Source organism: Flavobacterium sp. GW821-FHT12A05 (genome assembly GCF_058807735.1).
Genome location: NZ_JBXAQY010000005.1, coordinates 43,500 through 70,186, shown reverse-complemented (window position 1 = coordinate 70,186; position 26,687 = coordinate 43,500). Strand labels below are relative to the sequence as shown.

At 33.7% G+C, this 26,687-nt stretch carries 21 protein-coding genes; 14 read left to right on the top strand and 7 right to left on the bottom strand.

The genetic code is table 11. The features are described from left to right. Positions 1–246: 246 nt before the first annotated feature. Positions 247–2,406, bottom strand: a complete 2,160-nt coding sequence (locus AC1RRQ_RS12665) for a TonB-dependent receptor (RefSeq protein ID WP_493023396.1) — start codon at positions 2,404–2,406, stop codon at positions 247–249. A 145-nt stretch (positions 2,407–2,551) separates the two neighbouring features. Between AC1RRQ_RS12665 and AC1RRQ_RS12660 the strand changes: the two genes are divergently transcribed. The 9 genes from AC1RRQ_RS12660 to AC1RRQ_RS12620 all read left to right on the top strand — a co-directional run bounded on the left by AC1RRQ_RS12660 (position 2,552) and on the right by AC1RRQ_RS12620 (position 9,066). Beyond that, entirely contained in the window at positions 2,552–3,010 is a 459-nt protein-coding gene (locus AC1RRQ_RS12660) for a DinB family protein (RefSeq protein ID WP_493023395.1), read from the top strand. Between the two features lie 10 nt (positions 3,011–3,020). Beyond that, positions 3,021–3,479, top strand: coding sequence for a YciI family protein (locus tag AC1RRQ_RS12655; protein WP_493023394.1), 459 nt, complete (start codon positions 3,021–3,023; stop codon positions 3,477–3,479). A gap of 8 nt (positions 3,480–3,487) precedes the next feature. Continuing rightward, positions 3,488–4,063 carry a sugar O-acetyltransferase gene (locus AC1RRQ_RS12650; protein ID WP_493023393.1) on the top strand — a complete coding sequence of 192 codons (576 nt, stop codon included), beginning with the start codon at positions 3,488–3,490 and terminating at the stop codon, positions 4,061–4,063. Continuing rightward, a complete protein-coding gene (gloA2, locus tag AC1RRQ_RS12645) occupies positions 4,063–4,452 on the top strand; it encodes an SMU1112c/YaeR family gloxylase I-like metalloprotein (RefSeq protein WP_493023392.1) in 390 nt (129 codons plus the stop codon). The genes AC1RRQ_RS12650 and gloA2 overlap by 1 nt, the downstream gene beginning before the upstream one ends. Positions 4,453–4,818: 366 nt before the next feature. Beyond that, positions 4,819–6,099: a chloride channel protein gene (locus tag AC1RRQ_RS12640; protein ID WP_493023391.1), complete on the top strand. Its 1,281-nt coding sequence runs from the start codon at positions 4,819–4,821 to the stop codon at positions 6,097–6,099. A 60-nt stretch (positions 6,100–6,159) separates the two neighbouring features. Continuing rightward, positions 6,160–6,759, top strand: a complete 600-nt coding sequence (locus tag AC1RRQ_RS12635; RefSeq protein ID WP_493023390.1) for an HPP family protein — start codon at positions 6,160–6,162, stop codon at positions 6,757–6,759. Positions 6,760–6,961: 202 nt separating this feature from the next. Beyond that, entirely contained in the window at positions 6,962–7,504 is a 543-nt protein-coding gene (locus AC1RRQ_RS12630; RefSeq protein WP_493023389.1) for an IS1096 element passenger TnpR family protein, read from the top strand. 101 nt (positions 7,505–7,605) lie between these two features. Further along, entirely contained in the window at positions 7,606–7,965 is a 360-nt protein-coding gene (locus tag AC1RRQ_RS12625; protein ID WP_493023388.1) for a four helix bundle protein, read from the top strand. 42 nt (positions 7,966–8,007) lie between these two features. After that, positions 8,008–9,066: a nucleoid-associated protein gene (locus AC1RRQ_RS12620; RefSeq protein ID WP_493023387.1), complete on the top strand. Its 1,059-nt coding sequence runs from the start codon at positions 8,008–8,010 to the stop codon at positions 9,064–9,066. A 91-nt stretch (positions 9,067–9,157) separates the two neighbouring features. On the opposite strand, the gene AC1RRQ_RS12615 is transcribed toward AC1RRQ_RS12620, so the two are convergent. Both AC1RRQ_RS12615 and AC1RRQ_RS12610 read right to left on the bottom strand, forming a co-directional pair. Next, positions 9,158–9,739, bottom strand: a complete 582-nt coding sequence (locus tag AC1RRQ_RS12615) for a TetR/AcrR family transcriptional regulator (protein WP_493023386.1) — start codon at positions 9,737–9,739, stop codon at positions 9,158–9,160. A 72-nt stretch (positions 9,740–9,811) separates the two neighbouring features. After that, a complete protein-coding gene (locus AC1RRQ_RS12610; protein WP_493023385.1) occupies positions 9,812–10,564 on the bottom strand; it encodes an SDR family oxidoreductase in 753 nt (250 codons plus the stop codon). Between the two features lie 231 nt (positions 10,565–10,795). On the opposite strand from AC1RRQ_RS12610, the gene AC1RRQ_RS12605 reads away from it, so the two are divergent. Then, positions 10,796–13,165: a GAF domain-containing protein gene (locus AC1RRQ_RS12605; RefSeq protein ID WP_493023384.1), complete on the top strand. Its 2,370-nt coding sequence runs from the start codon at positions 10,796–10,798 to the stop codon at positions 13,163–13,165. 88 nt (positions 13,166–13,253) lie between these two features. On the opposite strand, the gene AC1RRQ_RS12600 is transcribed toward AC1RRQ_RS12605, so the two are convergent. Next, positions 13,254–14,432, bottom strand: coding sequence for a Pycsar system effector family protein (locus tag AC1RRQ_RS12600; protein WP_493023383.1), 1,179 nt, complete (start codon positions 14,430–14,432; stop codon positions 13,254–13,256). Positions 14,433–14,459: 27 nt separating this feature from the next. Between AC1RRQ_RS12600 and AC1RRQ_RS12595 the strand changes: the two genes are divergently transcribed. Continuing rightward, positions 14,460–18,194 carry a metallophosphoesterase gene (locus AC1RRQ_RS12595; protein WP_493023382.1) on the top strand — a complete coding sequence of 1,245 codons (3,735 nt, stop codon included), beginning with the start codon at positions 14,460–14,462 and terminating at the stop codon, positions 18,192–18,194. Between the two features lie 159 nt (positions 18,195–18,353). On the opposite strand, the gene AC1RRQ_RS12590 is transcribed toward AC1RRQ_RS12595, so the two are convergent. Continuing rightward, the gene (locus AC1RRQ_RS12590) at positions 18,354–19,217 is read right to left on the bottom strand and encodes a hypothetical protein (protein ID WP_493023381.1); all 864 of its coding nucleotides are present in this window, start codon (positions 19,215–19,217) and stop codon (positions 18,354–18,356) included. A gap of 112 nt (positions 19,218–19,329) precedes the next feature. After that, positions 19,330–20,382, bottom strand: coding sequence for a hypothetical protein (locus tag AC1RRQ_RS12585; RefSeq protein ID WP_493023380.1), 1,053 nt, complete (start codon positions 20,380–20,382; stop codon positions 19,330–19,332). Positions 20,383–20,489: 107 nt separating this feature from the next. Here AC1RRQ_RS12585 and AC1RRQ_RS12580 point away from each other — a divergent pair, with 107 nt between their 5' ends. The 3 genes from AC1RRQ_RS12580 (at position 20,490) to AC1RRQ_RS12570 (ending at position 24,608) form a co-directional block, all read left to right on the top strand. Continuing rightward, entirely contained in the window at positions 20,490–21,401 is a 912-nt protein-coding gene (locus AC1RRQ_RS12580) for an ABC transporter ATP-binding protein (protein ID WP_493023379.1), read from the top strand. A 3-nt stretch (positions 21,402–21,404) separates the two neighbouring features. Continuing rightward, positions 21,405–22,241, top strand: coding sequence for an ABC transporter permease (locus AC1RRQ_RS12575; protein ID WP_493023378.1), 837 nt, complete (start codon positions 21,405–21,407; stop codon positions 22,239–22,241). Between the two features lie 72 nt (positions 22,242–22,313). After that, a complete protein-coding gene (locus AC1RRQ_RS12570) occupies positions 22,314–24,608 on the top strand; it encodes an FIDD domain-containing protein (RefSeq protein ID WP_493023377.1) in 2,295 nt (764 codons plus the stop codon). A gap of 171 nt (positions 24,609–24,779) precedes the next feature. On the opposite strand, the gene typA is transcribed toward AC1RRQ_RS12570, so the two are convergent. Beyond that, a complete protein-coding gene (typA, locus tag AC1RRQ_RS12565) occupies positions 24,780–26,576 on the bottom strand; it encodes a translational GTPase TypA (protein WP_493023376.1) in 1,797 nt (598 codons plus the stop codon). Positions 26,577–26,687: the final 111 nt, after the last annotated feature.

Genomic DNA, 26,687 nt, shown 5'->3' with positions numbered 1-26,687 from the left:
ATTTTCTCATTATTGATATTCTAAAAACTTTGAACCTTTGTCACTTTGTTTCTTTGTACCTTTTAATTTATACTTCAAAAGTATGTCTGATTTTATTGTTTTAAAATTAAATAATACTGAGTTGTCGATTTTTGATGATGAATTGTTTTTTCTTGAGATTCTAAGGTTCTGAGCTGCTAAGGGACTAAGTTTTTTTCTTAGTTTCTAAAATCTTAGCATCTCAGAATCTTAGTACCTTAGCATCTTTTAAAGATTCTTCAACTGATTCTCATTTTTATTATCACTGATCGTCCAGAAGAAACCTACGAAGAAAAAACGATCGGCTGTTGGTGTAATGGCTTGTCTGTTATATACTCCGTTTGGATCTGGTAATTTTGCGTAATCGTATCCAAAGATGTTCTGAGTTCCTAAAATGTTTGAAACCGAGAAATAAAGGATTTTTTGTGTCGTTAATAAATACGCCCAATTAAAACTCAAACTATTGTACGATTTTGTTTTTCCATTCATGAATTGCGTTTGATTTGGATCATTGTACGGACGTCCTGAACTATAACTGTTTGTAAAACCAATTTGCGATTTCCAGTCGGTTATGAAATATTTTGTTACTATAGACAACGTATGGTTTGCAATAAAACTTGGAGTTGCCATTGTTGGATAATTTTTATATTGTCTTTCTGAATCGATATAAGAATATGAAATCCAATATTCTAAGTTTTTATATAAGTTGCTGTCTCTCCAATACAATTCTAATCCTTTTGCGTAACCTGAACCGTTATTATTGAAAACCGAATTGTACTGAATATCTCTTGTATCATATTGAACCAAATTTCTGTAGTCTTTATAATAAAGGTCTGCTCTAAAAATTTGTCCCGGTTTTGTAAACTGATAATTTAAAATATAATGTCTTGCTTTTTCGCTTTCAAACTGATGGTATTTTGAATATTTAATATAATCTACAACTGGGGTTTGAGAAAAATCTCCATAAGCAAAAGAGAGCTGGCTGGTTTTTGAAAACTTGTAAGCCAATGAAGCTCTTGGCGCCACATTATTCTCATTTAACAAACTGTTATTCGAATATCTCAAACCTACTTTCATTGCTAATCTTTTAGAAAATAAGATATCTCCTTCTGCGTAAGCGGCAAAAATATTAGAATCGTATCCGTTTGTAAGATCAAGAGAAATGTTATCATTAAAATTTTCATTGTATTTGGTAATGAAATAATCCGTTCCAAAAGACAATTTAAAATAGTTCGAAACTTTTTTTGCTAATTTCAATTTCAATTGCGCTGCATTTTCGTCGGCAACAATATCGTTGATATCGTATTTTGTTTTGTTTTTGCTGTAACCATAACTAATTCCGGTTGTTAACTGCCATCCCGTTCCAAAACTTCCTTTATAAGACGAGTTCAAGTAAAAGTTATTATTGTTTAAATCCGTTCTGATGGGATTTTCGAAATTGATGTTTTTCTGATTCAAATCGAATCGTTCCGAATCAAAAGCAGCATATAATTTAAAGATTCCGTTTGTAAAATTATATCGGTAAACGGTTTCTCCACCAAGAGATTGGTACGGATTGTTCCAATCTACATTTTGAGGAATCACAGCCTGATAAGGTGCCAGATTGATATAAGCCATGTTTACACTTAACGAACTTTTTTTCCATTTTTGAGTATTTCCTAAACTTAAACCAACGGTCATGAAACCTATATCTGTTTTTTCATGATCTGCCTCATCCTGAGTATTTAAAAGTAAAACACTTGATAAAGCTTCGCCATATTCGGCCGAATAACCTCCGGTAGAAAAAGAAATTCCACTGAATAAGAAAGGAGAAAAACGGCTTCGGGTTGGTAAATTATTGGTTGTTGCACCATAAGGCTGTGCCACGCGAATTCCGTCTACAAAAGTTTGTGTTTCACTGGCTTCACCTCCACGAACAAACAAACGTCCGTCTTCGCCCACAGATTGTGTTCCGGGTAAAGTCTGCAAAGCCGCAATAATATTTCCTGCTGATCCTGCTGTTGTAACGATATCTAAAGGTTTTAAAACCGAAACTCTTGCTTTATCGCCAGATTCTAATGTTCCGGCTGTAATAACCACGGCATCAAGAGTATTTACGTTTTCTCTTAATTTTACTGTTTGGTCTTTATAATTTGTAACGTCGATTTCTTTTTTAAATGTTTCAAAAAGTAAAAAGCTCACTACCAAAAATTGATTTCCTGTTGCAGATGTTTCAAAAGAAAACTCTCCCGTTGCAGAACTTGTTGCTCCGTCGTAAGTACCGTCTAAATAAACATTAGCGCCGGCAACTGGTTTTCCTTTTTGGTCCACAACTTTTCCCGAAATAATATTTTGGGCAAAAGTAAAAGTACTTAGTAATAATAAAATAAAAGTAATTTTGGTTTTCATGGTATTTGTTGGTTTTTGATGGAGCAAATATATTTTAACATTTCGTGTTAAAAAATATATAATAACCCAATTGTAGAATTTTAAGGATGAGTTGTAAAATTCTAATTTGTATCTTAGCTACAGTGTTTTTAAAAAACTATTAACTATGTCAGAAAGTAAAAGAGTTTCGAATTTGTATCAATCCATTTATAATGGAAATCCGTGGCTTGAGGTTACCTTAGCAGATACTTTAAAAGATGTTACTGCGGCTCAGGCTTATAAAAAAATCAATCCTAATTTAAACACGATTTGGGAAATTGTCAATCACCTCATACAATGGAGAAGAAACATCTTAAAACGTGTTCAGGGAGAAATAATCACAACTCCAGATCATAATTATTTTGTACCCATTTTAGATTCGTCTGAACCTGCCTGGGAACAATCTCTGCAAAGTCTGGCAAAATCTCAGGAATTATGGAATGCCTGCTTAAATGATTTTAATGATGCCGATTTTGAGAAAATAGACCAGAATAATAATCATAATTTTTACGAAGACATTCACGGAATTATTCAGCATGACGTGTATCATTTAGGACAGATTGTTATCTTGAAAAAACTTCTTTAAAAATAGTGTCATGAAAAAATCCTTCTTTTTACTCGCTTTTTTATTTATAAGTATTACTGGTTTTTCACAAGAAACAGAAGTCAAATTTGATGAAAGTCTTGCCAAGTCTCTAAATGCCGATGAATACGGAATGAAGAAATATGTTTTCTGTCTTTTAAAATCCGGTACTAATACAACAGCTTCTAAAGAAGAAACCCAAAAACTTTTTGAAGGACACATGGCAAACATTAACAAACTGGCAGAAGAAGGGAAACTGGTTGTCGCCGGACCTTTTATGAAAAACGACCGCAATTATCGAGGTATTTATATTTTTAATGTAGAAACTGTAGACGAAGCAAAAGCTCTTGTTGCAACAGATCCGGCCATAAAAGCCAATTTACTCGAAGCCGAATTAACGCCTTGGTACTGCACTGCAGCTTTGCAGGAAACCGTAAAAATACATGAAAAGATTACCAAGAAGAAAATGTAATACCTTATATGAAAACAGAAAAAGAAAAGATGATCAGTGGTGAATATTATATTGCCGGAGATCCCGTTTTGGTAAAAGACCGCCGAAAAGCAAAAAACTTACTGCATAGATTAAATGTAACCGAATACCGCTTAACCAAAAAGGCAAAAGAGATTTTAAAAGAACTGATTCCGAATACAGGACCGGGATTTTATATCGAACCGCCTTTTCACTGTGATTATGGTTATAATATTACTTGTGGCGAAAATGTATATTTTAATGTGAATTGTGTTGTTTTGGACTGTGCTCCAGTAAATATTGGCTCTAATGTATTTATTGCACCGAATGTTCAAATTTATACGGCTTCGCATCCGCTTGATGCTGAATTAAGAAAATCTCTCGAAAATGCCTACCCGGTTACAATTGGAGACGATTGCTGGATTGGCGGCAATTCTGTTATCTGTCCAGGCGTAACAATTGGAAAAGGCTGTGTTATTGGCGCCGGATCTGTTGTTACAAAAAATATTCCTGATAATTCGCTGGCTGTTGGTAATCCCGCAAAAGTAATTCGAAAACTGAATCAAGAACCTGAATCTAAATCCTAATGCTTACCTTAAATAAAGTTCACCATATTGCCATTTTATGCTCTGATTATCAAAAATCGAAAGCTTTTTATACTGAAATTCTGGGTTTAACGATTATTAGAGAAATTTACAGAGAAGAACGACAATCCTATAAATTAGATTTGGCTTTAAACGGAAGTTATGTAATTGAACTATTTTCATTTCCAGATCCGCCAAAAAGACCTTCAAGACCAGAAGCAGTTGGATTACGTCATTTGGCTTTTGAAGTAATTAATTTAAATGAAACCGTTGCCTTTTTAACTTCTAAAAACATACAATCAGAACCTATCAGAATTGACGAAACAACTCATAAACGCTTTACTTTTATTGCTGATCCTGACTTATTGCCAATAGAGTTTTATGAGAGATAGGGATTTCTAAGAGGCAGAGGTGCAGAGGGACAAAGGTTTTCTTTAAAATTAATGATTAAACGTGCTGTTTGTTATTTCGACGAAGGAGACTCAAGCGATAGCGAACAGGCGAAGCAAATCTCCACGAGTAGCTCCACAATCAAAATCACCAATCTTTGTAGAGTTTCTTGCGAAGATTTCTCCTGCGTCGAAATGACATAAAATGAGAGAAAACTTTGTGCCTTAGCGCCTTTGTGGCAAAATACGTATCGAAAGAATTTTCCTGTTTTTATGAGTTTTAACACATTATATTGCCTATTTTCTATAAAAAACCGAATTTGATTCTTAATTTTGTAATCCGCATAAAAAAAACTGCGATCACTTCTGATGAACAAAACGGCGCAAATCAAAAAAAATCATCAATTTATCAAGTTCCGAAAATTAGTTATTGTTTCTGTTTTAATTGGCTTTCTTTCGGCCTTTTTAGGAATTTCACTCAAAAAAATTACCGAGTATTACGAAGAAATCTTCTTTCATGAAGTTTCGGTAAATCCATTATTGTACATTCTCTTTCCTGCTTTTGGATTGTCTGTCATTTATTTTCTAAGACATTATCTTTTTAAGAAAAAAGAAAACAAAGGAATCAAAGAGGTTTTTGAAAGCACAAAATCGACTTCAAAAAATCTTCCTTCTTATAAAATTCCATCACACTTTATAAACGGACTAATTACAGTTGCTTTTGGAGGTTCGACCGGAATCGAAGTTTCTACCGTTGTTGCCACAGCCACTATTGGATCTGTTGCCCACGAAAAAGAAAATGTCTTCCGTCAATACAAAACAGAATTAATCTGCGCAGGAGTTGCGGCCGGAGTTACAGCGCTTTTCAGCAGTCCGATAGCGGGAATTTTATTTGCTCTGGAGGTTATTTCGCGAAAAGTTACACGTGCTTTTGTTATCTCTAATATTATTGCCGTTTCAATTGCTTTTGGTTTGCTTTCTATTTTAAAAGAAGAACCCTTGTTTGCGGTTTCTATCACAACCTGGCATTTAAAAGCGATTCCGTATTTTATTCTTTTAGGAATTTTAGCCGGAATGAATTCGGTTTACTTAACAAAATGCGTATTGTTTTTCAAATCTCAATTCGGAAAAATAGATACTCATTATTATAAAATCATTATAGGATCTGTAGTTCTTAGTGTTTCATTATTTATTTTCCCTCAATTATACGGTGAAGGGTATCATGCAATAAAAGGCATTTTCGGAAACGGAACAGAAATTCCTTTAACTATTACATTAGCCATAACATTTATTGGAGTTTTAATTCTAAAACCAATTGTAACGTCGATAACATTAGCTTCTGGAGGCGACGGAGGCGTTTTTGCACCAAGTCTTTTTATTGGCGCTTTCTTAGGATTGTTATTGGCTTCGATTTTAAATACGTTTTTTCACGTTCACGTAATTCCGGTTAACTTTATGATTATCGGAATGGCAGCTGTTTTGAGTGCCAGTATTCACGCTCCGTTTACGGCAATTTTCTTAGTTTGCGGACTAACAAACGATTACACCTTATTCCTGCCGATTCTTGTTGTTTGTCTGATTTCAAAATATACTGCAAAAACAATATATCCTTATACCGTATATAGTTATTCCCCAAGCTTAACTAAATAATATATGAACAATCAATTCAGTATTAATCTTTAACTCTTTTCAAGCAAAAAATACCACATTATGCCCACTCCTAAAATAAAAAGAAGCTACCGCAAAACACGATATATTCTTTATAAAGAAACTCTAATTGACTCTAAAGAACATTTTTGGTCCTTTATAGGTTCCTTTATCGGAATTGGAATTCTGGCTTATGTACAGTCAATTCACTTTTCAGGAAACGATGCCGTTTATTTAATTGGTTCTTTTGGAGCTTCTAGCGTATTGGTTTATGGAATTATCCAAAGTCCGTTCTCGCAGCCAAGAAATTTAGTCGGCGGACATGTGATATCAGCTTTTATAGGGGTAACGGTTCATAAACTGGTTCCAGATATTATGTATATAGCGGCTCCTTTGGCCGTTTCGCTTGCCATAATTTCTATGCAGATTACAAAAACGCTTCACCCTCCCGGAGGTGCCACTGCTTTAATTGCCGTTATTGGTACCGAAAAAGTAAAAGCTCTTGGATATATGTATGTGATTTCTCCGGTTTTAGTAGGTACTTTGATTTTACTTTTAACTGCTTTGATTTTTAATAATATGACTTCAACCAGAAGTTATCCAAGTCATAGTACTTATCATAAACAATATCATAAAATTAGAAAGAGATTGACTGGGAAGTAGTTGTTTTTTTGTCATTGCGAGGAACGAAGCAATCTCACTTGCTGAACCATTTTGCGTTTCTATGTAGTGTGGTTGCTTCGTTCCTCGCAATGACAAACTAGCGTCTATATCTCTTTTTAAAATCTTTTCAACAAATCGTATTTCACAATTCGTATTTCGTTTTTTATATTTTACCTTTGACCTCTCAATAAAAACAAAGATTATGGTTTATAAATTTAGAGTAATTCTAGACGCCGAAGAAGATATTTTTAGAGACATTGCTATTCTTGAAGAGGATACTCTAGAGGACTTACACAATGCGATCTTCAACGCTTTTGGTTTTGACGGATCAGAAGTTGCTTCATTTTATACTTGTGATGAAACCTGGAATCAGGAAGATGAAATTCCTCTTTTTGATACTGGCGATGTTCCGGGAGAGCAAAGAACCATGAACGATTATCCGTTATCTAGTATTTTAGATAAAGAAAATACTAAGATTATCTACGTTTATGATTTCATCAGCATGTGGACTTTCTTAGTTGAATTAGCCGCTATCGAAGATGAGGCCGTTGGAGCAACTTACCCAGAAACTTTATTCTCTCACGGAGAAATGCCAGACGAAGCATTAGAAAAAAACTTCGAAGCAGATGATATGCACAACGACATTTACGGAGAATTTGAAGACGACCTAGACGAAGACGATCTTGACATGTTCGAAGGCGACGACAGCTTCGAAGATTACGGATTTGAGGAGAATTGGAATTAACTTTTTTTGAGGTTCTAAGGGTCTGAGATACTAAGGGTCTGAGGTTTTTATTTTGAAAGTTTTTTCTTATTTTTAATTCTTTGAATTAAAGATATTAAAACATGAGTAATTTTAGAAGCTTGCTTATCTGGCAGAAATCGATGGCCTTGACAACCAAAATTTATTTTTCAACAAACAATTTTCCAAAAGAAGAAATCTTCGGGTTAACTTCACAAATTAGACGTTCCTCAATTTCAATCCCCAGCAATATTGCTGAAGGATACGGACGAGAAAGCGATAAAGATTTTTTACGCTTTTTAAATATTTCGATAGGTTCTTTATTTGAAATGCAAACTCAGCTAGAAATTGCAAAGAATATAACTTATCTAAAAGAAGACGAATTTAATAACCTATATGAGGATACCCGCGAAGTAGAAAGAATGTTAGTTTCATTTATTAAAAAAATAAAGAATAGAAACTAAACCTTAGTATCTTAGCAACTTAGAACCTCAGCACCTTTAAAAATGATCAACCTTTTCAACACCCACATCGAGACGCTTGCGATACACCGCGTAGGAAACAAAAGCCGTAACGAAGCTATTTTTTTATCAGAACAGCCATTTAATCTAAATGATGAAATTGTGCCTTTGATAAAAGAATACTTTTTTAAACCTTTTAGAGAGAAAGAAGAAAACTACTATCAGTTTGCACACGAAGTGGACTTGGATTACAACGACATGTTTAAATATGCAACTGAAATTTTTGCTAATCCTGCCAACATTCAAGAGGTTTCTAAAAAAATTACAAAGCATTTATATGAGCAGTCAAATCATCCGCATATTAAAAACGGAGAGGTTTATGTAACGTATTTAACCAACTTAAGCATTGATAATAATGTAGTGGATGCGATTGGAATTTTTAAAAGCGAATTACAAGCCGACTTTTTACAGTTTGAAGAAAAAGACAGCAATCTTGAAATGATTTTACAGCAAGGTATCAACCTTAGTAAATTAGATAAAGGATGTTTGATTTTCAATTACAAAAAAGAAGAAGGATATAAAATCTTAACTGTAGACAGTAACCGTTATGATGCGCGTTATTGGTTAGAGCACTTTTTATCTGTAGATGCTTTTGAAGATGAAAATTTTATCACTAAAAAATATTTAAAATTCTGCCAAAACTTCGCAAAAGACGTGGTTTTGCCAGCAGAAGACAAGAAAGAGGAAGTAATGTTTATGAACCGATCTGTGAATTATTTCGCTAAAAATGATCAGTTTGAAGAACAAAATTTCTTGAATGAAGTATTAGACAATCCTGATTTAATTCCTGAATTTAAAAACTATAAAGTTGATAAAGGAGAAAAATACAGCATCGAAGATGTAACCTCATTCCCAATTGCTAACGCAGCAGTTTCTGACGCCAGAAAATCGATTAAAAACGTAATTAACCTGGATACTCACATTCAGATTAAAATGGATTTTATCAACCCTGAAAGTGCAGAAAAATTTGTTGAAAAAGGGTGGGATGAAGAAAAACAAATGTATTACTACTTAGTGTATTTCAATAAAGAAGAAAAAAGCTAAGAGTCATTCATTTTCTATTACTTACTTACTAAACAAAAAATGGCAGTTACAAAATGTAGCTGCCATTTTTTATTGAGATAATTTCTCCTTTTTATAAAATAGAAAATACTGCTTTTACAATATCATCATAAACCTGCTTATCTCTTTCTCCGGTACGAGCCAAAACTCTGATTCCGGAGTAATTATTAAAAATGAATCGGGCTAAGACTCTTGCATCCTGTTGTTTAGAGATATGTCCTGCCTCCTGCCCTTTCTTTACCGCATTTGTAAAAACTTCTTCCATTGTCTGGCTGTTGTTTTTTACAATTTTAGCAATTTCTTCATCGTGCATAGCCAATTCTACAGAAGAATTAACCATAAAACAACCTTTTGTAATTCTGTCTTCCAGACTTTCTATAATAGCCTGTTTAAAAAGATCATGCAATGTCTCTTTAACATTAGCTGATTTTTCTAAAAGCTCTTTCACAGCATCCTGAGCCTGCTTTTGATAACGCTGCAAAGACTTTGAAAACAATTTCTGCTTATCGCCAAAAGTATCATACAAACTCGAACGGCTTAAACCCAAATGTGTTACCAGATCCTGTGCAGATGTTCCGTTGTAACCTTTGTGCCAAAAAATTTCTATTGCTTTATCTAAAGCCTGATCTTCATTAAATTCTTTCGTTCTAGCCATGACATCAAAATTAAATTTCTGTACAAAGATAATAATTAAACGGAACAATCGTTCCTGAATTAGTCAAAAAAATTATACAACAGCATTTACAGTAAGCCCGCCATCGACTACAATTTCAGTTCCTGTGATAAATGAAGAATCATCTGAAGCTAAAAAAGCAACCGTTTTTGCAATTTCTGAAGATTGGGCAAAACGTTTCAATAAGATTTTTTCGCCAAGTATTGTTCCAAAACCTTCAACTTCTTCTTTCTGCAAACCTAATTTTCCATAAAGCGGTGTTTCAACAGGACCGGGAGAAACCGCATTTACTCTGATTTTTCTTGAAGCTAATTCTACAGCAAATACTTTATTAAAAGATAAAACTGCTGCTTTGCTTGCTGCATAAACACTTGAATTTGGCATTCCAACATGAGCATTTATAGAAGTATTAAAAATAATAGAGGCACCGTCGTTTAAAACTGGCAGTAATTTTTGAACCGTAAAATAAACTCCTTTTGTATTTACGTTCATGATGCTGTCGTAGTGATCTTCGGGAGCAGATTCAAGCGGAGAAAAAGAGGCAATTCCGGCATTTAAGAACACGATGTCAATTTTACCAAATTTTGCTTTTACTTCTTCAACTAAATTATCAATTGATTTTAAGTCAGATTGGTCAGCCACGATTCCTGTAACATTCAATTCTGTTTCGGCTTTTGCCAATGCTTCTTTGTTTCTTCCAGTTACAATTACCTGTGCACCTCTTGATACTAATTCGGCAGCAGCTGCGTATCCAATTCCGCTATTTCCACCAGTTACAATAGCTGTTTTGTTTTCTAAATTTTTCATTTTATTTGTTATTTAAGTTATTGATTATTCAATTATTATGGTACAAAGATATAATAACGGAACGATCGTTCCATTATCTATAATGTTAATGTTTAGTTAAAATAATTATAGCACTTAAAAAAGCCCGATTTATAAGGTCTTATATCTATCGAACTATAAACGAAAGAGATTATAAAATGCCGTTGATTCTTAATTTATGCTTAATTTTGTATCTCTAAAACAAAAAAACAGATGGATCGTCTTTTACCCAACGAAAGCCCTTTCGAAACGATAATCTCATTTCATAAACTAATTGAGTCTTTTGAGCAGATTGCTTTATCAGATGTTGATTACCGATCTAACTACGCCAAAGCGATTTTAAAAGAAGTTGAAGCTTATCCGGAATTTAGAACCGGAATTCGCGATTACAGTATTATTAAGAATAATGAAGCATTAATTAAAAATATTACGGCCGATTTATTCCCTACAGCTTTGACAAACAACGAAATAAAGGCTATAACAATTCCTTTTCAAAATATCTCTTTCAACTATACAGAACGTTTCAAGAAAATATTACGCAATGCCGGCGACGAATTTTATATGGAAATTCGTGATTTTGATGATCACCAATTTTATGTCAACAACTGCTGTCTTATTTTAGGGGTTTATTATAAACAAAAAATAGATTTCAATAAACCTTTCTTTTACGATATTCCGGATGAAGATGGAGTCGAAAAACATTATCGTATTTTGTATAATGCTGATTTTATGGAAATTATTCCAACAGATAAATCAGTGCATTTAACTCAGGACGATATGGATTTATTATTTGATAACTACAATGATATTGATCTTTGGAAATCGAAATTTCCTCCGGGAAGCTGGATTTTAAAAGGTTTTGGTATTGTTTCTTTATTTGATGCCACTACAGAAAGTGCCATTTCAAACTTAAAAAGTAATTTATTAAAACCAGATTCTACAACGGTTGCGTCTAATGATATCATTGAAAATATCTTTAGATCGATATTTAAAATTCCGAGTTTAAAAGTTGGTTTCATTATTTATAATCCCGAAGAAGAAAAATTCATCAGACCTGTAAAATTTGATAATCAGCTGCAGAGTTTTTTATTAAAAACAGATCAGGAAGTCGATTGTAAAAATGCTTTCTTTGGATGTTCATTTGAAAATCTTTTAGACAATAAAGAACCATTCGCCATTTCGAATGTGAAAAAATTCATTGAAGAATCTTCAAACAAAAAACTTGGAGAACATTTATTAAAACAAGGGATCCAAAGCTGTGTTTTTGCTCCTGTTGTAAAAGACGGTCATTTACTGGGCGTTGTCGAATTAGTTTCTGAAAATCCTAGAGATTTAAACAGCGTAAATGCCACAAAATTAGAATTGGTTTTACCGTATTTAACAGATACTATCGATCGCTACAATACAGATATGCAGCATCAGATAGAAGCCATTATCCAGCGTGAGTATACTACGATTCACCCTAGCGTGTATTGGAAATTTAAAAAAGAATCACAAAACTATTTCCAAAATATAAATCATACAAAAGATTACATTTTTAAGGAAATTGTATTCAAAAACGTTTTCCCATTATACGGACAAATCGATATTAAAAGTTCGTCTGAACATCGAAATGAAACTGTAAAAATTGATTTAAAAAATCAGTTAACGGCTTTATTGGAAATATTCGACAACCAAAAACCAAATTCAAATCTGGTTCTTTTGGAACAAAGAAAGTTTGAGTTGGAATCGCTTCGAACTGAATTAGATTTTCCGTTAAAAGCAGATACCGAACAACATATTCAACGTTATATCGAAGAAGAAATTCATCCGATATTAAAAAACACCAAAAACAATGCTAAAAACGAAGAGTTAGAAGAATTGTATTTTGAAAGTCTGGATGAAAAAACAGGAATGTTTTATCAGGAAAGAAAGAAGTTTGATAACGCCATGTCCATTATCAACAAAAGACTGGCAACAGTTTTAGATAAAAAGCAGGTTGAAGCGCAGCAAATTTATCCGCATTATTACGAGCGTTTTAAAACAGATGGTGTTGAGCATAATTTATACATAGGAGCCTCTATTGCACCAACGAAGCCTTTTGATATTATGTATTTGCATAATCTTCGTTTGTGGCAATTGCAGACTTTATGCGAAATGGAATTAGAACATCATCAGCTTAAAGAATCGCTTCCATACGAATTAGATGTTACTTCACTGATTTTAGTTTTCAGCCAGCCTCTTTCTATTCGTTTTAGAATGGATGAAAAACGTTTTGATGTAGACGGAACCTACAATGCAAGATACGAAGTCGTTAAAAAACGAATCGACAAATCGAACATTAAAGGCACAACGGAACGTATTACTGAAAAAGAGAAAATTACAATTGTATATACTCAAAACAGTGAAGAAGCAGAATATTTAAAATATATTAAGTACTTACAGCACAAGAAAGTTCTTGAACCAGCAATAGAACAATTTGAAGTCGAAGATCTTCAGGGAGTTTCAGGCTTAAGAGCCATTCGTGTAAAAGTGATAAATAACACCGCAAGTTCTTCGGTTAAAAAAATCACTTACCAGGATTTACTAGACGAGCTCAACTAATTAGTTGAGCTTTTTTTTATATTAAAAAAGCTTTGTCAAAGTTTTAAACTTTGACAAAGCTGCTAATCTTTTATTCTTACGTTAAAAATTAAATCGATTTAAACGCAATTACAAACGCAATTACCGTAATAATTATTCCAAACATGAAAAAGTTATAGGCAATACGCAGTAAATTGTATTTTCTTTGAAGAACTAAACCGAGGTAGTACAAATCCTTAATCATGGTCGAATATAAATAATCTCGGTCTTTCATCATTTCGTTCATTGCCCAATCGTAATCTTCAAGGGGCATTTTATAGAAATTTCCAAAAAACATCAAATTCACTTTTTTTGCCTCAACATCATCACGTGTAAAAAATCCCGACGTTACTTTTGGTCTTGTAGAAAGAATAGCAAAAATAATGGTAATAACGCTCGACATCAACATTATAAAAGTAGGAACTACTAAATGTGCATTCTTCGGACTGTCTAGTTTCGGAATAATCGATGACAATGCAATCGAAATAATAATTGCATTTACTGATAACAAAATATTGGCTTTACTATCGGCAATACCGCTTAAACGCGTGTGATTTCCAAGTGTAACGCGAAATAAAGTGTCAATGCCGCGATCCGGTTTTTCTACTTTATCTTTCTTTTTGTTTTCGTCTTCTCTGGCTGCAGCGGCTTTCAATTCCTGTTTATTTATTTTTTTCTGAATCAAAAGCAGGTTTTTTTCTTTTAAAGGCTGCCATTTTTTCAAAGCATGATCCGTATAAAATCGATGTTTATTTAGTAAAAAGTTTAAATTTTCCCTTGTCCATTCGGCATTAGAAAAATTTACTATTCCTGTATTTTTTAATTCTAAACGCAGTAATTCGCAGGTTGTAGTGTACTCCTCCCCCATAAGATGCGCATAATCGGCATCTTTAATTATTTTTTCTAAATGTGTTTTGGGCTCGTATTCTTTGGCTGTAGCCAAAATTAAGCTGGAAACAAGTTGTATAAAATCTTCTGATTTTCCTTTTTCCCTTAAAAAATCAGCCGCTATTTTTACACTTTTACTTTCATGGTTTTCATAGCCTTCAATATATCCTGTATCATGAAACCATGCTGCAACCAAAAGCGCCTCTTTTTCATCTCCTCCTACATCTTCTTTTTTACATAACTCTTTTACCGCTGTAACTACAGTGAAAGTATGGTTAAAATTATGATAAGAATATAAATTAGAAAGTTTATCTTTGAGTAAATTACTGACGAAATCTTCGGATTGTTCTATTAGATTCATAGAGAATATTTTTTACACCACTAAATTATGAAATTGTTTTTGGATAATCATTTTATTGCTAAGATTAAAAACTTTTCATTAGCAATTACCACTATAGTACTAATAAATTCCTGTTCTACGCATAAACCGCAGTATGGACGAAATGTTAGTGCCAACGAAACAGAAAACGCAACAGATACCATAAAAATTGCCCATACTTTTTATCTTGTTGGAGATGCCGGAAATGCTGATGAAGAGCAGGCACAGCAAACGCTGGAATTATTGCATGAAAAGCTGAAAAAATCGAGCAAAAAATCAACTTTAATCTTTTTGGGAGATAATATTTATCCGAAAGGTTTTCCGAGCGATAAAAATGCTGCAGACAAGGCTTTAGCCGAAACAAAACTGACCAATCAATTAAAACTGGCTAAAGGTTTTAAAGGAAAAACTGTTTTTATTCCCGGAAATCACGATTGGTACAGCGGTATTAAAGGCTTAGAACTTCAGGCCGATTTTGTAACGAAACATCTAAACGATAAAAAAGCATTTCTGCCAAGAAAATCCTGTGCGATAGAAGATGTAAAAATTGATAGTACTACTACGTTAGTAACTATTGACAGTGAATGGTTTCTTGAAGACTGGGACAATCATCCAACGATTAATGACAATTGCGATATTAAAACCAGAGAAGCTTTCTTTGATGAGCTTGAAAATATTTTAAATAAAAATCAGGAAAAAACGGTTGTTTTAGCAATTCATCATCCTTTGCTGAGCAACGGAACACATGGCGGACAATTTTCACTGGAAAAACAATTATTCCCATTAGAGAACAAAATTCCGCTTCCGGTAATTGGTTCTTTTATTAATTTATTGCGAAAGACTTCCGGAGTGAGTCCGCAGGACATTCAAAACAAGCAATATACCATTTATGCTAAGCGAATTAAAACGCTTTTACAAAAGCAGAAAAATGTTATCGTAGTTTCAGGACACGATCATAACCTGCAATATATCAACAAAGAAAATATCCAGCAGATTATAAGCGGTGCCGGATCAAAATCTGAAGCAGCAAGAGCTGTAAACCCAAATGATTTCTCTTATGGCGGAAATGGTTACGCCACTTTAACCTTGTTTAAAAGCGGCGACGCAAAAGTTTCTTTTTTTGGAAATGAAAACAATAAAGAAAAACTGCTTTTTGAACGCGAAATTATAAAAGCTAAAGAAATTAACTGGGCAGCTGATATCCCGAATAAATTTCCCTCTACTATTACAACTTCTATCTATTCGACAAAAATGACAGATAAAAGTTTGTTTCATAAATTCCTTTTCGGACAGCATTACAGAAAATATTACAGTATGCCAATTGAAGTTAAAGTAGCAACTGTAGATACTTTAAAAGGCGGTTTAAAACCTATTCGCGAAGGCGGCGGACATCAATCTGTTTCTTTAAGAATGTCTGATCCAAAAGGACGCGAATATGTAATGCGCGGCATGAAAAAAAGTGCTACTGTATTTTTACAATCTGTTGCTTTTAAAGATCAATATGTTGTAAATGATTTTGAAGATACTTATGCCGAGAATTTCTTATTAGATTTCTATACTACTTCTCACCCGTATGCTCCATTTGCCATTGGCAGTATGTCAGACAAAATTGGACTTTTACACACCAACCCAATTTTATATTATATCCCGAAACAAAACGGTTTAGGCGAATTTAATGCCGGTTTTGGAGATCAGTTGTATATGATTGAAGAAAGACCTGCTGATAATCATTTAGACGGTAAAAATTTTGGAAATCCAACTAACATCATTGGTACAGACGATTTAATGACCAATCTTCATAAAGATGAGAAATACAGCGTTGACGAAAAAGAATACATTAAAGCGCGTTTGTTTGATATGCTTATTGGCGACTGGGACAGACACAGCGATCAATGGCGCTGGGCCGAATATAAAAAAGACGGAAAAGTAATTTACAAACCTATTCCGCGAGACAGAGATCAGGCTTTTGCGAAATACGACGGTACGCTGCTTTCGCTTTTAATGAACATTCCGGCGCTTCGCCACATGCGTACTTTTAAAAACAAAATCGACAATGTAAAATGGCTGGGCAGAGAACCTTACCCTATGGATTTGGCCTTTTTAAAAACTGCCGAAGAAAAAGACTGGATTGCGGAGGCAAAATATATTCAGGAAAATTTAACTGACAGCGATATTGACGCTGCTTTTAAAAACATGCCAAAAGAGGCTCAGGATGAAACGGTTGAAGACATTAAACGTAAACTAAAAAGCAGAAAAAAAGAACTTCAAAAATATGCTTCGGAGTATTTTGATGTCCTGAGCAAAACCGTTATGATTGCCGGAACAGATAAAAAAGATAAGTTTGTTTTAAATCATAATCATAAAAAAAGTATTGAAATTCAGGTTTTCAGAATGAAAAAAGAAGGCGATGAATTGCAGTATACTAAAACCGTAACCGATGCCAAAACCAAAAACTTATGGATTTATGGTTTAGACGATAATGATGTTTTTGAAGTAAAAGGCGATCAGAAATCGAGAATTAAAATTCGTTTAATTGGCGGCCAGAATAATGATACTTATAATATCGAAAACGGAAGAAAAGTTATTGTTTACGATTTTAAATCAAAAGAGAACACCTATAACTTGGATTCTAAAACAAAAACACAGTTAACAGACGATTACGATGTGAATTTGTATAATTATGAAAAACCAAAATACAATGTAGTTTCGGGCTTGCCAAATATTGGTTTTAATCCTGATGATGGTGTAAAAGTGGGTGTTAATTTAAATTATACCGTAAATAACTTCAAACAAAATCCTTATACGCAAAGACACGTTTTAAATGCATTTTACTATTTTGCTACTGGCGGTTTAGAATTTAATTATGCTGCTCACTTTCCTGGATTATTGGGTAAATGGGTTATTGATGTTGAATCGCTTTATACCACTCCAAATTTTGCCATGAATTATTTTGGTTACGGAAATGAAACCCAAAATCATGACGATGATCTTGGAATGGATTACAACCGAGTTCGAATTAGAAAGTTTAATGTTTCGGGCGCCATTCGTCACGTTGGAAGATACGGAAGTGAATTTAGCGTACAGCCAATTTTTCAGAGAATGACGGTTGAAAACACAGAAAACAGATACATTAATACGCCGGATATTGTGAATCCAAATGTTTTTGATACGCAGAATTTTGGAGGATTAAAGGTTAAATATCTTTTTAAAAATTCTGATTTTGCTGCAAAACCAACTTTAGGCATGGCTTTTATGGTTGCTGCAACCTGGACAACCAACTTAAGCGAAACAAAACAAAATTTTCCAACTCTTGAAAGTTACTTAGGATTTACACATAAAATTGACCACAACGGAAAACTGGTTCTGGCAACTTATGTTAAAGGAAAAGCTATTTTAAATAACAATTACGAGTTTTATCAAGGTGCAGCTTTAGGCGGCGATACAGATTTGCGCGGTTATAGAAATGATCGTTTTTTGGGTAGTTCGTATTTCTCTCAAAGCTCTGATTTACGTTTAAGTCTGGGTAAAATTGAAAAAACTATTGCACCGTTAACTTACGGAATTTTAGGAGGTTTTGACTACGGAAGAATTTGGCTTGATGGTGAAAATTCAAGAAAATGGCATCAGGATTACGGCGGCGGACTTTGGCTGAATGCTATTAACGTTCTAACGGCCAGAATCTCTTATTTTAAATCTCCTGACGAAGTAGGAAGAGTTATTTTTGGAGCAGCTTATAGCTTTTAAAAGGTGCTAAGGTTCTGAGGTACTAAGGCGCTAAGGTTTTAAAACATCCACGAATTCACGAATTATTTTTAATTAAAATTCGTGAATTCGTGGCTAATCTTTTCTTAGCATTTCTAAACTTAGAACCTTAGTCCCTTAGTATCTCAGAACCTCAGAACCTTAGTGACTTAGAGAAAACTCATAAACATTCCCTCCTATTTTGTTTGTTTTTTCGTCGGCGATTAAAAGGGTATTGTTGTCTTTAAAAACCATGGCTTCTTTTTGAGAAAAATGCTCCAGATTGATTTCGGTTTGAGTTCCTTTATGAAATAAATCTCCTTTAAAACCTGTAAATAAAACTACTTTATCGTGACTAAGCAAAGCTACCTTTTTTCCGTCAGGACTAATTGTGGCGCTGGTTAAAACGCAGTGATTGTAATTACTACAGGTTTTAAACTCTCCAATTTTCACTGCTTTTTGAGTTCCTTTTGCATTTTTTATTTTGTAGATAAAAGCCGTTCCGTCAAAACCTTTGCTTCGGTTTTTTGTAAAAAGGTAAAAATATCCGTTGTGTTCAAAGAAACCTTCCACATCAAAAAACATCTCTTTTTTCTTTGGAGGAAATTCGGTTTGCTCCGGATAAGAGAATGAGATTTTATATTCGGCGGAAGCCAAATCATTATTTAACTGATTTTTAGCCAATTTATAAATACATAAATCTCTGCGTTCGTTATCGTTATTTCCAAAATCACCTATATAAATATTTCCAACTTTATCTTTGGTAATATCTTCCCAATCAACATTTGTGGCATTAGAAATCGTAATCGTTTTTTCCAGCTTTCCTTTGGCATTTATTGCATAAATCGCATTTTTATTACCGCTGTCTTCCAAAGTATAAATTATATTGGTTTCCGGGAAATAGGTAATTCCCGACACTTCTTTTAATTTTTTAGGAAGCGAATAAAGCGTTTTCAAATCACTGCCAGATTGCTGCTGACAGGCTAATAAAACTAAAGAAACGACTACTATAAAAGACTTTTTCATAAGATTGTTTTTTTTGTTCAGCCACAGATTTCACAGATTATAAGGATTAAAGAATTGTAAAAAATCATTTTAATCTGTGATCCCGACAGCTATCGGGAGCGGCCTAATAACTTTAAACTAAATTTGTATTTTTAAAATTACGAATAATAAATTCAAAAGCGGCATGCATAATATGTCCCATCGATCTGGCGTTTTTAAATTTCATGTCGTTGGTATATCGGTACAATTCCATTTTCAACTGGTTCAAATGTTCTTGTGTCGAAATGGTATCGTGGCACATTATATTTAATAACTTTTTTATTCTTGTTTCGGCTGAATGAATACGTTTGGCCAAAATCGCTCTTTCTTCGTCTTTGTACTGAATAATAGAACGTTCTTCCAATTTCTCTTTAATCAGCTTAATCATTGGATAATTTTCTTTAAAAAACTGCGGACGATATACTTTGAAATTTCCCTCGTAACATTGCTGATCGAAATCAATAGGGCGGATTTTATACACAACCTGATCAAAATCATGAATTGGGACAATTACATAATTATAAGCTCGCATATCGCCCAAAAGTCTGATCATACAGCGTTCGTTAAACTTTACAAACTCTTTGGCAATTTGTGCTTTTTCTGTTTCGGTACATTTGTCCAGCAAGGTATCCATAAAAACATCACCCGGAATCCCGATGATATGTTCCTCAATCAAAGTATCATTGTAAACCAAAAAGTTGATTTTATCCGGCGAAAGAATATCTTCTAATTCTAATCCGTAGATTCTCGAAGCATCGGCTTTTTTAATATAAAAATGAACATAATTATCATTTAGGATATTTCGAACTTTAATTCTAAAAGGTTTCGAGTTTCCAAATGTGCAATAATCAATAGCATCGACATTCAGGTACTGAATAATCTCACTATTTCCATCAGAATGTAAAAGCGAATAGATTTTCTTGAGATTCAAATCGATTTCGTTTCTTTCGAATTCACCATAATAAACCCGAATCCATAAAGTATCGGTTTCGTTTTTATCGTACACATTTATCGAACCTGAAAATCGCAGTAAATCATCATAAAACACAGATACTTTCGAAATACGCTCGTATCTGTCTAAATAACTTAAAAGTGGTTGTGTTAAAGGATAAGACGGTTTCTTCAACACCATCAAAGGTTCGCTCATTTTGAATATCTTTATTACAAATTTACATCAATAAGATGATAAAAATAAATTTGGCGTAACAATATGCTGATTGGTTCGTCTTACTAAAAACTAAAACCGAAACAAATTTGGAAACCATACTTACTATCCAGAATCTCAGTAAAAGATACGGGCGAATTCACGCTCTTAAAAATGTATCTTTTAGCATACAAAAAGGTCATGTTTACGGAATTCTAGGTCCTAACGGAAGCGGAAAATCGACCACTTTAGGAATCGTTTTGAGTGTTGTAAACAAAACATCCGGCGATTACAAATGGTTTGATGGCAATGTAAAAACTCATGAAGCCTTAAAAAAAGTGGGAGCTATAATTGAGCGTCCTAATTTTTATCCGTACATGACGGCCGAAGAAAACCTTAAACTAGTTTGCAAAATCAAAAGCATTAATTATTCTAAGATTGAAGAAAAGCTAAATCTTGTTGGATTAATGGAAAGAAAAGACAGCAAGTTCAGTACTTTTTCTTTGGGAATGAAACAACGTCTGGCGATTGCATCGGCACTTTTAAACGATCCTGAAATTTTAATTCTGGATGAACCAACAAATGGTTTAGATCCGCAGGGAATTCACCAAATTCGAGATATTATTAAAGAAATTGCTTCGCACGGAACTACAATTTTATTGGCTTCGCATTTATTAGACGAAGTCGAAAAAGTATGTTCGCATGTAGTCGTTTTACGCAAAGGTGAAGTTTTATATTCGGGTTCTGTTGATGGAATGTCTGCAAATGAAGGTTTCTTCGAAATTTCTTCGAATGACAATACAGCTCTTCAATCTGTTCTAAAAGAGCATCCGGCTGTGGGTCAGATTAAAGAAGAAGACGGAAAAATTTTGGTTTACTTAAAATCTGAGTTATCAGCCTCAGAGCTGAATCAGTTTTTATTCTCTAAAAACATTATTTTAAGTCATTTGGTAAAACGTAAAAATAGTTTGGAAGCTCAATTTTTAGAATTAACCAAAAATACCAATCCAAAAACTAACTAAGCCATGAACAGACTTATCTCTATAGAATTGCAAAAAATCTGGAAAAACAAAGCCAGTCGTATTCTTACTATAACGTATTTCGTATTACTTTCCTTTATTGCTTTAATTGCTTCGATTAAATTTGATCTGGGCGTTTTTAAGTTTCATTTAGCCGAAATGGGAATTTTTAATTTTCCGTTTATCTGGCATTTCAATACCTATATTGCCGCACTGCTTAAATTTTTCCTTGCTATTGTAATTGTCTCTATGATGGCAAACGAATACAGTTATGGTACATTAAAACAAAATTTAATTGACGGCCTAAGCAAACAGGAATTCATTTTGTCTAAATTTCTTACTGTTGTTTTATTTGCTTTATGCTCTACCATTTTTGTATTTGTAATGAGCTTACTGCTTGGACTAAGCTTTTCATCTTACAATGAATTTGATGTCATTTTCATGGATTTAGATTACTTACTGGCCTTTTTTGTAAAACTTACTGGTTTCTTTGCTTTCTGTTTATTCCTAGGAATTTTAGTAAAACGCTCTGCTTTTGCATTAGGTTTTTTACTGGTTTGGAGTATTTTGGAAGGAATTATAAAAGGAATTCTAACTTTTAGACTTTTTCCTCAAAGCAGCACCGGCGATTATATTATGCAATTCTTTCCATTAGAAGCCATGTCTAATTTAATTATTGAACCTTTTTCCAGATTATCTGTCATAAGAAACATAGGAAACCAAATGGGAGTTGACAGCAATAAAGATTACGGCGTACATTATTTTTCGATTTTCATTGTTTTGGTCTGGATCTTTTTGTTTGTATATTTTTCTTACAAATTATTAAAAAATAGAGATTTGTAGTATATTTGCTATACTATGAAGCAGACAAGAAGTTTTTTTATTATTCTATTTTTATGCGTTTTATCTTTAAAGATGAATGCACAAGTTATAAGCATTGATGATACAAAAACACCACAGCAGCTCATTGAAGATATTTTAGTTAATAGCTCATGTGCTGCTGCCTCTAATTCTACTGGCACAGGAGATACTTTTAGACCCGGAAGACAAAGTTTTGCTTACTTCAACAGCAATGGCAGCAGTTTTCCTTTTTCTGAAGGAATTGTACTGGTTACCTCAACAGCTCAAAGTGCTATTGGACCTTTTGTAAGCGAATTGGTAAGCAATGACAGCCCAAACTGGCTTGGCGACAGCGATCTTGACCAGACATTAGGCAGTCATTCTGTAAACGCAACGGTGCTAGAATTTGATTTTATTGCTGCAGCAAATTCATTGAGCTTTAATTATATTTTTGCTTCCAATGAATACCAGTACGATTACCCTTGTAATTATTCTGATGGATTTGCATTTTTAATCAAAGAAGCTGGAAGCTCCGGACCTTATACAAATTTAGCCGTAATCCCTAATACCAACACACCTGTTTCTTCTATCGACATTCGCCCGAAAATTGAACCAGGAGCAAGACCCGGAGGTATTACTTATACGGGCTGCGAAGCTCAAAACGTAAATTATTTTGACGGTTTAAATACCAATACAAGTCCTGTAAATTATGCTGGTGAAACTGTAGTTATGACAGCCCAATCTACTGTAATTGCAGGAAAAACATATCACGTAAAATTGGTAATCGCTGATGATAGAAATAGAAATCTGGAATCGGCAATATTTCTTGAAGCAGGAAGTTTTGCATCCAGAATTCTTTTAGGTCAGGATCGTACAACTGCCACAAATAATCCTGCTTGCTTTGGAGAAGAAATCAATCTTGACACCCATCTTGATCCTGTTTCTTATACTTTTAAATGGTTTAAAAAAGATGATCCTGCGACTATTTTGGGTACAGGTTCTACTTATAAAGTAGTAAATGCAGGAAATTACAGAGTGGAAGCCACCGTTATAGGCACAACACCACCATGCGTATTATCCGGAGAAATAAAAATTGATTATGCACCGCAAATTCTATCAACAAATACGATTCTTCTGCAATGTGATGATAACGCAGATGGGATATCTATTTTTGATTTAAGCAAAGCAAATAATATTGTAAAAAATAATGTTTCGACTATTACAAACGAAGGATATTATACAACATTAGCTAATGCTCAGGCTAAAACAAATAAAATTGCAACACCAAATAACTATATAAATACAGCAAACAATCAAATTGTTTATGCCCGTTTAGAAAATGAATATGGTTGTTTTACAACTGCCGAAGTAACACTGCAAATAGCAGCTACATCAATTGCTGATCCTACTCCAATAAATACCTGCGACGGAGACGCTGTACAGGATGGTTTTTACCAATTTGATCTGAATGCAGAAGTTACGCCAAAAATTACTGCCGGACTACCAAGCGGATTATCTGCAAATTATTATTTAACTGCTAATAATGCTTTAACAGAAACAAATCAGCTGCCTAATATTTTTAAAAATACTACCGCATATAATCAGACTATTTATGCCAGAGTTGTAAATGGTCCTGATTGTTATGATGTTGTGCCAGTTCCTTTGGTCGTAAATACTTTTGATCCGCCAAATTTTGAAAACGAATCTGAATTTTTATGCAAAGGCGGCGATGTAACCTTAACGGTAAATCCAGGTTTTAGCAGTTATTCATGGAATACATCACCAACAAATACTTCTAATACTTTAACCGTTACTACTCCAGGCGATTATTCCGTAACAGTAAAAGATGCGAATGGCTGTGAAAAAACGAAAACATTTAAAGTAATATTATCAGAACCTGCCACAATAACAAAAGCAGAAGTTAAAGATTTTTCCGGAAACGATAATTCCGTTTTAATCGATTATACAGGGGTTGGAAACTACGAGTTTTCATTAGATGGATTAACTTTTCAGGATGATCCTTTGTTTACCAGAGTAGCTGCAGGAACGTATAATGCGATTGCAAGAGATAAAAACGGATGTGGATTATCAAACTCATTTTTAGTTTACGTGTTAGATTATCCTAGATTCTTTACCCCAAATGGAGACGGTTATAATGACCTATGGGTTATTGAAGATTCTAATTTACTTCCGGACTATACGATACACATTTTTGATCGTTACGGAAAGTTTTTAAAAGAAATGAGTAAGAACAGCGTAGGCTGGAACGGTTTATACAATGGCCAGCAGCTTCCTTCTGACGATTATTGGTTTACTTTGATCTTTGTTGACGGCAGAAATGTAAAAGGGCATTTTAGTTTGAAAAGATAAGAGTTCAAAAAAATCAAAATAAGTAAATTCCAATAAATCTTAAGGTATAAAAAACAAATTTCTAATTGGAATTTGGAATTTTCATATTGAAAATTAAACCTGATTTAAAGCATAAAAAAAATCCCAAACTCCTAATGGAATTTGGGATTTTATATTGAAATTTAAAACTAATTAAACTTTAAATCTTTTTCTATCAGTTTCTGTCAAATAGATTTTTCTCAAACGAATAGATTTTGGAGTTACCTCTACATATTCATCTTTTTGAATGTACTCTAAAGCTTCCTCTAATGAGAAAATAATTGGAGGAATGATTCTTGCTTTTTCATCATTTCCAGAAGAACGAACGTTAGATTGTTTTTTCTCTTTCGTTACGTTTACACACATATCATCTCCACGAGAGTTTTCTCCAATTACCTGACCTTCGTAGATTTCAGCATTTGGTTCAACAAAAAACTTACCACGATCTTGTAATTTATCAATAGAATAAGGAATAGCTTTTCCTTTTTCCATAGAAATTAACGAACCTTTGTTACGTCCAGAGATTTCTCCTTTGTAAGGCTCATATCCAATAAAACGGTGAGACATAATAGCTTCACCAGCTGTAGCAGTAAGCAATTGATTTCTTAAACCAATAATTCCACGAGAAGGAATATTAAATTTAATGATCATACGCTCACCTTTAGTCTCCATACTTAACATTTCACCTTTACGAACTGTTACGAACTCAACTGCTCTACCTGAAAGATTTTCTGGTAAATCGATTGTTAATTCCTCAATTGGTTCACATTTTTTACCATCAATTTCTTTGATGATAACTTGCGGCTGACCAATTTGTAATTCGTACCCTTCTCTTCTCATTGTTTCAATAAGAACAGATAAGTGAAGTACACCACGGCCAAAAACCATGAATTTATCTGCAGAATCAGTTTCACCTAACTTCATAGCTAAGTTTTTCTCTAATTCTTTTGTCAATCTTTCTCTAATATGACGAGAAGTTACAAATTTACCTTCTTTACCAAAGAAAGGTGAGTCATTGATTGTAAACAACATACTCATTGTAGGCTCATCAATAGCAATAGAAGCTAAACCTTCAGGATTTTCGTTATCTGCAATAGTATCTCCAATTTCAAAACCTTCAACACCAACTACAGCACAAATATCTCCTGCGATTACTTCTGCCACTTTTTTACGGCCAAGACCTTCAAAAGTGTGTAATTCTTTAATTCTTGATTTTGTTACAGTACCATCTCTTTTTACTAAAGATATTGGCATACCTTCTTTCAAGATACCTCTTTCAAGACGACCAATAGCGATACGACCTGTAAATGCAGAGAAATCTAAAGATGTGATTAACATTTGTGGAGTTCCTTCAGAAACTTTAGGAGCTGGCACATTAGCAATAACCATGTCTAATAAAGGCTCAATGTTTTCAGTTTGGTTTTTCCAATCGTCAGACATCCAGTTGTTTTTAGCAGAACCGTAAACAGTTGGGAAATCTAACTGCTCTTCAGTTGCACCTAATTCAAACATCAAATCAAAAACTTTTTCGTGAACTTCTTCAGGAGTACAGTTTTCTTTATCAACTTTATTAATAACTACACAAGGTTTCAAACCTAAGTCAATAGCTTTTTGTAACACAAAACGAGTTTGCGGCATAGGACCCTCAAAAGCATCCACTAGCAAACATACACCATCGGCCATGTTCAATACACGTTCTACTTCACCTCCAAAATCCGCGTGGCCTGGAGTGTCGATAATATTGATTTTTGTTCCTTTGTACTGAACAGAAACGTTTTTAGAAGTAATAGTAATACCTCTCTCACGCTCTAAATCGTTATTATCAAGAATTAAATCACCTGTATTTTCGTTGTCACGAAATAATTGACAGTGATACATAATTTTATCAACCAAAGTGGTTTTACCGTGATCGACGTGGGCAATAATTGCAATATTTCTAATAGATTCCATTTGTGATTTTTAATGGGTGCAAAAGTACACTTTATTTTGATAAAAAAAACGTTTCTGCGATAGTTTGCGTATATACAAGTAATTAGTTCGTTAATCTAGTATTAAATTACC

Bases quoted from the DNA above. Each gene is read 5' to 3' on its own strand.
- AC1RRQ_RS12665 (WP_493023396.1), bottom strand. From the start codon at position 2,406: ATGAAAACCAAAATTACTTTTATTTTATTATTACTAAGTACTTTTACT.
- AC1RRQ_RS12660 (WP_493023395.1), top strand. From the start codon at position 2,552: ATGTCAGAAAGTAAAAGAGTTTCGAATTTGTATCAATCCATTTATAAT.
- AC1RRQ_RS12655 (WP_493023394.1), top strand. From the start codon at position 3,021: ATGAAAAAATCCTTCTTTTTACTCGCTTTTTTATTTATAAGTATTACT.
- AC1RRQ_RS12650 (WP_493023393.1), top strand. From the start codon at position 3,488: ATGAAAACAGAAAAAGAAAAGATGATCAGTGGTGAATATTATATTGCC.
- gloA2 (WP_493023392.1), top strand. From the start codon at position 4,063: ATGCTTACCTTAAATAAAGTTCACCATATTGCCATTTTATGCTCTGAT.
- AC1RRQ_RS12640 (WP_493023391.1), top strand. From the start codon at position 4,819: ATGAACAAAACGGCGCAAATCAAAAAAAATCATCAATTTATCAAGTTC.
- AC1RRQ_RS12635 (WP_493023390.1), top strand. From the start codon at position 6,160: ATGCCCACTCCTAAAATAAAAAGAAGCTACCGCAAAACACGATATATT.
- AC1RRQ_RS12630 (WP_493023389.1), top strand. From the start codon at position 6,962: ATGGTTTATAAATTTAGAGTAATTCTAGACGCCGAAGAAGATATTTTT.
- AC1RRQ_RS12625 (WP_493023388.1), top strand. From the start codon at position 7,606: ATGAGTAATTTTAGAAGCTTGCTTATCTGGCAGAAATCGATGGCCTTG.
- AC1RRQ_RS12620 (WP_493023387.1), top strand. From the start codon at position 8,008: ATGATCAACCTTTTCAACACCCACATCGAGACGCTTGCGATACACCGC.
- AC1RRQ_RS12615 (WP_493023386.1), bottom strand. From the start codon at position 9,739: ATGGCTAGAACGAAAGAATTTAATGAAGATCAGGCTTTAGATAAAGCA.
- AC1RRQ_RS12610 (WP_493023385.1), bottom strand. From the start codon at position 10,564: ATGAAAAATTTAGAAAACAAAACAGCTATTGTAACTGGTGGAAATAGC.
- AC1RRQ_RS12605 (WP_493023384.1), top strand. From the start codon at position 10,796: ATGGATCGTCTTTTACCCAACGAAAGCCCTTTCGAAACGATAATCTCA.
- AC1RRQ_RS12600 (WP_493023383.1), bottom strand. From the start codon at position 14,432: ATGAATCTAATAGAACAATCCGAAGATTTCGTCAGTAATTTACTCAAA.
- AC1RRQ_RS12595 (WP_493023382.1), top strand. From the start codon at position 14,460: ATGAAATTGTTTTTGGATAATCATTTTATTGCTAAGATTAAAAACTTT.
- AC1RRQ_RS12590 (WP_493023381.1), bottom strand. From the start codon at position 19,217: ATGAAAAAGTCTTTTATAGTAGTCGTTTCTTTAGTTTTATTAGCCTGT.
- AC1RRQ_RS12585 (WP_493023380.1), bottom strand. From the start codon at position 20,382: ATGAGCGAACCTTTGATGGTGTTGAAGAAACCGTCTTATCCTTTAACA.
- AC1RRQ_RS12575 (WP_493023378.1), top strand. From the start codon at position 21,405: ATGAACAGACTTATCTCTATAGAATTGCAAAAAATCTGGAAAAACAAA.
- AC1RRQ_RS12570 (WP_493023377.1), top strand. From the start codon at position 22,314: ATGAATGCACAAGTTATAAGCATTGATGATACAAAAACACCACAGCAG.
- typA (WP_493023376.1), bottom strand. From the start codon at position 26,576: ATGGAATCTATTAGAAATATTGCAATTATTGCCCACGTCGATCACGGT.